Origin of the sequence: Thalassospira sp. UBA4513 (assembly GCF_002388495.1) — a bacterium.
Taxonomy (GTDB): domain Bacteria; phylum Pseudomonadota; class Alphaproteobacteria; order Rhodospirillales; family Thalassospiraceae; genus Thalassospira; species Thalassospira tepidiphila.
The window spans coordinates 155499-160857 of record NZ_DGMR01000035.1 but is presented as its reverse complement, the minus strand read 5'-3'; the positions used below and the strand labels follow the sequence as shown (position 1 = coordinate 160857).

At 55.3% G+C, this 5359-nt stretch carries 6 protein-coding genes; 2 read left to right on the top strand and 4 right to left on the bottom strand.

Annotation, left to right across the window (positions count from 1 at the left end; translation table 11 throughout):
* A partial coding sequence (gene leuB / locus B2T33_RS14795) for a 3-isopropylmalate dehydrogenase (RefSeq protein WP_286792451.1) occupies nucleotides 1-803 on the top strand: 803 nt, incomplete at its 5' end.
* 56 nt (nucleotides 804-859) lie between these two features.
* On the opposite strand, the gene sigJ is transcribed toward leuB, so the two are convergent.
* From sigJ to B2T33_RS14775, 4 genes are all read right to left on the bottom strand, one after another.
* The gene (gene sigJ, locus B2T33_RS14790) at nucleotides 860-1873 is read right to left on the bottom strand and encodes an RNA polymerase sigma factor SigJ (protein WP_286792455.1); all 1014 of its coding nucleotides are present in this window, start codon (nucleotides 1871-1873) and stop codon (nucleotides 860-862) included.
* Nucleotides 1866-2300: a carboxymuconolactone decarboxylase family protein gene (locus tag B2T33_RS14785; RefSeq protein ID WP_286792450.1), complete on the bottom strand. Its 435-nt coding sequence runs from the start codon at nucleotides 2298-2300 to the stop codon at nucleotides 1866-1868. The genes sigJ and B2T33_RS14785 overlap by 8 nt, the downstream gene beginning before the upstream one ends.
* Nucleotides 2301-2434: 134 nt before the next feature.
* Nucleotides 2435-2851 (bottom strand): hypothetical protein, encoded by a 417-nt coding sequence (locus tag B2T33_RS14780; protein WP_286792449.1) that lies wholly within the window; start codon nucleotides 2849-2851, stop codon nucleotides 2435-2437.
* A gap of 245 nt (nucleotides 2852-3096) precedes the next feature.
* The gene (locus tag B2T33_RS14775; RefSeq protein ID WP_286792447.1) at nucleotides 3097-4320 is read right to left on the bottom strand and encodes an SAM-dependent methyltransferase; all 1224 of its coding nucleotides are present in this window, start codon (nucleotides 4318-4320) and stop codon (nucleotides 3097-3099) included.
* 449 nt (nucleotides 4321-4769) lie between these two features.
* Here B2T33_RS14775 and B2T33_RS14770 point away from each other — a divergent pair.
* Nucleotides 4770-5359: aspartate-semialdehyde dehydrogenase (locus B2T33_RS14770; protein ID WP_286792445.1), on the top strand; the 590-nt coding region annotated here is incomplete at its 3' end.

Here is a 5359-nt window from a genome sequence, read left to right as displayed (position 1 = left end):
TGGGCCTGTTTGCCAACCTGCGTCCGGCACTCGTGTTTGACGCCCTTGTTGGTGCATCAACGCTTAAAGAAGACGTCGTTAAGGGTCTTGATATCATGATCCTGCGTGAACTGACCGGTGGCATCTATTTCGGTCAGCCGCGCGGCATTGAAGAACGCGTCGGTGTCCGTCACGGCTTTAACACGCTGGTCTATTCCGAGCCGGAAGTCGAACGCATTGCGCGCGTTGCCTTTGACATGGCGATGAAACGCAACAAGCGCCTGTGCTCTGTCGATAAGGCCAACGTTCTGGAATCCACCGTTCTGTGGCGCGAAGTTGTCGAACGTGTTGCCAAGGACTTCCCGGAAATCGAACTGAGCCACATGTATGTCGATAACGCCGCCATGCAGCTGGTGCGTAACCCGAAACAGTTTGACGTGATGGTCACCACCAACATGTTTGGCGACATTCTTTCCGATTGTGCCGCCATGCTGACCGGATCGCTCGGCATGCTGCCGTCTGCATCCCTTGGTGCGGCCGATGCAAACGGTGCGCGCAAGGCGCTTTACGAGCCGGTACACGGCTCAGCCCCGGACATCGCCGGTCAGGACATCGCCAACCCGCTGGCAACCATCCTGTCCTTCGCCATGATGCTGCGTTATTCGTTTGATATGGGCGATGATGCCACCCTGATCGAAGACGCCGTACAGAACGTCCTTAAGGGCGGCCTGCGTACAGCAGACATCATGCAGCCGGGCATGGCCAAGGTCTCGACCACAGTTATGGGTGAGTCGCTGATCAGCGAACTCGACAAGCTCGTCTGATCGTTTCCAACGATCCCGATATTAAAAAGGCCGGATAGTTATCCGGCCTTTTTGCATTAATGGGTGATCTCGACGGCATCGGCAAGAATGCCGGAAAACAGCGCCAGTTTGTCCGGGTTTCGGTGGACAAACAGATCAACAATCTTCCCATCACGTTCGGTCGCGCAGAGTGCGGTTGCCACAACACCGTCTTCGGCCATAAGGATCCAGCATTGATCCTTGATCGTGACGCCAAAGATACGCTCACCGGGACTGCGCTTGCCCCAGACACCAAGAAAGAAGCGCGACACATGATCAGCACCAAACAGCGGATTGGCCGTCGCCAGTGCCTTGCCACCACCATCGGAATGCAAAATCACATCAGGTGCCAGCAGATCTAGCAACCGGCCAACGTCACTCGTCCCGATGGCCGTGACAAACGCATCCAGCCGATCCCGATCACACGCCGTTGCATTCGGTTCGGGCGTCGCATCGCGATCACTATCGCGCTGCATCTTGCGGCGGGCGCGAAACAGGATCTGGCGGGTATTATTGGGCGTGCGTTCGATCAGGGGGGCGATATCGTCATGCATCCAATCAAAAACTTCATGCAGCACAAGCGCTACCCGCTCCACCGGGGCAAGACGTTCAAGCATCAACATATAAGCCTGCCCAAGACCGTCCTGTTCGATCAGTTGCGTTTCGGCTTTGGGTTGTTCGGGCGGCAACCACGGTTCTGGCAGCCAGTGACCGACATAGTTTTCGCGCTGACGGCGGGCTGATTTCAAAACATCGAGGCAAATATTGCTGCACACCCGGACAAGCCAGCCGGTGGCGTCATTGATCGTTTCATGATCCTGATTGCGCCACCGCAGCCAGACATCCTGAACCGCATCTTCGGCATCGGCGTGACTGCCCAGCATACGATAAGCCAACGCGGTCAACCGTGCCCTGTGTTGTTCAAAAACCCGATCTGCCACAGATGTCCCACCAAACGCGTGAAGCGATACGGGGAAATCCCGTATCGCTGTGTGTCTCCGATTGTAAGGGGTTTTTACGCCTCCGTCAGGAAGCTTGCGACGATCATGCAAATTCATGCTGCGCAATGCCCAACCGGTTCCACGCATTCATCGTGGCAATGATGCAGGTCAGCTCCGAAATCTCGGCTTCTTCGAAATGATCAAGAAGCACGCGATGGCATTTCGAAATCGTGACTTGGCATTCTGCCCGGGTCAGGCATTCGGCCCATGCCAGTGCCGCACGCTCTGCCACGCTAAACCCTTCGGCACCCTGCCAAACCGGCAACATCGCAAGCTTGACCGGATCGCCGCCATGTTTGGCAAAGCTGTCGGAATGCATCCGAACGCAATAGGCACAGCCATTGATCTGCGATACCCGGCACTCAATAACGTCACGCAGCACGGGTGCAATCAGCGGGTTTTCGCCAAGCTTGGCGGCAAGGTCAAACTGGGCCTGGAACAGTTTTGGGCTGACTTCATGAAAGGCAAAGCGGGTCATAGCAATTCTCCTTGGTGACACGAGGAATACAGGGGAAATGTTCCCCTTCTGCCCACAAGGACGAAACACGGACGGCCCGCGTTACACGACCCGCCCGTAAAATTCGAAATTTATGAAATCAGCAATTCGGGACTTCATACGATGCCCGCATCCGAAAGCGCACGGGCGACATTGTCATGCATCACCCATGTCCAGTCCTCGCCGTCGCTTTGTGTTCCCTCGGCAAGGGTGAATATCGCCGCCAGATAATCACTTACATCGGTTTTGCACATCGGAAGGTCTGCTGCGGCCGCGACCTTGGCGGCAAGCCGGCCGTACTTCTTATTGCCAATACGGCATCCGAAATGCCCGACCGTCTCGGCCAGCTTCAGCCCGGTAATCATGCGCCCCGGCGCTGTGGCGTGCGCACGCAGCATATCGCGTTCGCAGCTCGACATTTCTATTTCGGCCAGGGCCCGGACATAGTCCTCAGGCCGTCCGATATGCGGGGCAAGTGCCGTGTCACCGCCGCTGGCGCGGGTCGCGTCATCCCGGCTGATCATTTCAAACATGTCGTTTCCTCCCGACAGAATGACCGGTATGTCGCTTTTTCACATCTGTCGTGCCGGTCCATCACGCGATGTGGCTTGGTTTGAAGGCACGTCTTTGATCTTCTTTGTTTTGATTTTGATTTGCAGTCATGCGGTGCATTTCGCCGCAACAGGGTCGCACGGCTCTTTATTGAATATGGGAAGCAGCAGGCAGAAAACAAACAGGGCGGGAAACCATCGCTCCCCGCCCTCTATCATTGCGATCCTCAGGCATATTCAAAGCCCGGCTTGGTAAAGACGAACTGGCCGACCCGCATACCGCCGCCGCCTTCGCCCGCGTCAAAGGCATTGATGCATCCGGCCAGATAAAACTCCCACATGCGTTTGAATTCTTCGTCGTACTTTTCAGGGTCAAGTTCATCGGCGACTTTGCAGAACCGATCGCGCCATGCAATCAGTGTCTGGGCATAATTGCGACCGGCATGGAAGTTTGAGGCCTCTACCGTCAGGTTGGCATGTTCGGCGGCCTCGATCACTTCGTGTACCGCCGGAATGTACCCGCCGGGGAAGATATATTTATCAATCCATGGCGAGGTAAACTCAGCCCGCGGCTTGATGATGGTATGGATCACGGCCCGCCCGCCAGCCTTAAGCAGCTCACTGACCTTTTCAAAATAGGTTTTGAACTGATGGCGACCGACATGTTCAAACATGCCGACCGATACCACGCGGTCATACTTCCCGGCGTTGGCATCGGCAAACAGCCGATAATCCAGCAGGTGGTAATCAAGTCCCGCCTTCATATTGCCGCCCATCTCGGAACGTTTTTCCTGCGCCCAGTTATATTGTTCGGTCGAAAGCGTGATGCCATGCACCTCTGCCCCGGTTTCGCGGTGGATAAAGCGGCTTAAACCGCCCCAGCCGCAACCGATATCGACCACACGCAGGCCTGGCTCATTGATTTGGAGCCGCTGGGTGGTCAGGCTCATTTTCCGGTGCTGGGCTTCTTCAAGGGTCTGGGCCCCATCATCCCAGAACGCACATGAATATTGCATCTCCGGATCAAGGAACCGGGTGTAAAGATCATTGCCGATATCATAGTGATGGCGCACGCGGTGCGACGCGGCCCGGACCGATGTAAACTGCCCGATCTGGAATTTCAGTGCCTGCAGCTTTTCAATAAAGCTGCCAAACCCGCTGGTCGAATGCCCGCCTTCGAAATTAAGACGCAGCACCTTGATCAGGTCCTCCATCTCGCAGTTCACAAGGTCGAACCCGCCATGCATGAAGGCTTCGCCAAAGCCCGGGTCCGGGCTCAGTGCCATTTTAAGTGTGTTGGTCCAATCCGGGACGGTCATACCCGCCCGCGGTTCTGATCCATCTCCCAGCACGATTTCGTGCTTGTCATCCACACGGAATATCAAAGTCCCGCGCGTGACATGTTCCCGAAAGAAATCGAGAACCTTTTTCTGTGTCCAATCCAAACTCATCGGGTACGTCATTGGCCGTCCTTTTGATAAAAGTCCGAATAGTGATCGCCCCATATGCAGCAATGCCGCATATCTGTAATGAACCCGTGATCAGGATCGTTTTGTCTGGCCGTCCGGAGGATCGTCAGGTGGTCACATCGGTGGCTTGGACGCCAACCAGGCAGAAATTCAGAAATCAACCTGGCAAGATGCAAAACGTTTCTGATTTCAGGTTCGTTACATGAACCCCTTTGGTAATTCTGCCAGATTTTTCTGCGATCTCAAGTAGTAATCATGATCACATTGGCAACGACATGCTTGCGCAATCGCCGAGAAACCCTTACATCTCGCCGCAGATTATCAGACATTACCCAAAGGCATGGTCGCTGCGTCATCCGTTGTCGCACGGGGTTTTCCCGTTCCGGTACCGTTGTGACCACCATGCCGACAAGACTGAAAGAGGCACCCTGATGGGCTACAAAATCGCCGTTGTCGGCGCGACCGGAAATGTCGGGCGCGAGATGCTAAACACCCTTGCCGAACGCAAATTCCCGGCAGACGAAATCTTTGCGCTGGCATCGTCGAAATCCATCGGGCGCACCGTGGGCTATGGCGAAGATGACGAGATCAGTGTTCTTGATGCCGCAACCTTTGATTTCTCAAAGGCCGATATCGCCCTGTTCTCGGCCGGTGGTGAAACCGCCAAGAAACTAGCGCCAAAGGCTGCCGAGGCAGGTTGCGTTGTCATCGACAATTCCAGCTATTGGCGCATGGAACCGGGTGTTCCGCTGGTCGTGCCCGAGGTCAATGGCGATGCGCTGGCCGGATACGCCAAAAAGAACATCATCGCCAATCCGAACTGCTCGACCATTCAGATGGTTCTGGCCCTTAAACCGCTTCATGACATCGCAACGATCAAACGCATCGTTGTTGCGACCTATCAGTCGGTGTCGGGTGCCGGTCGTGCCGCCATGGACGAGCTGTTTAACCAGACCAAAGGCATCTATGTGAATGATCCCCCCAAGAAGGAGGAATTCACCAAACAGATCGCCTTTAACGT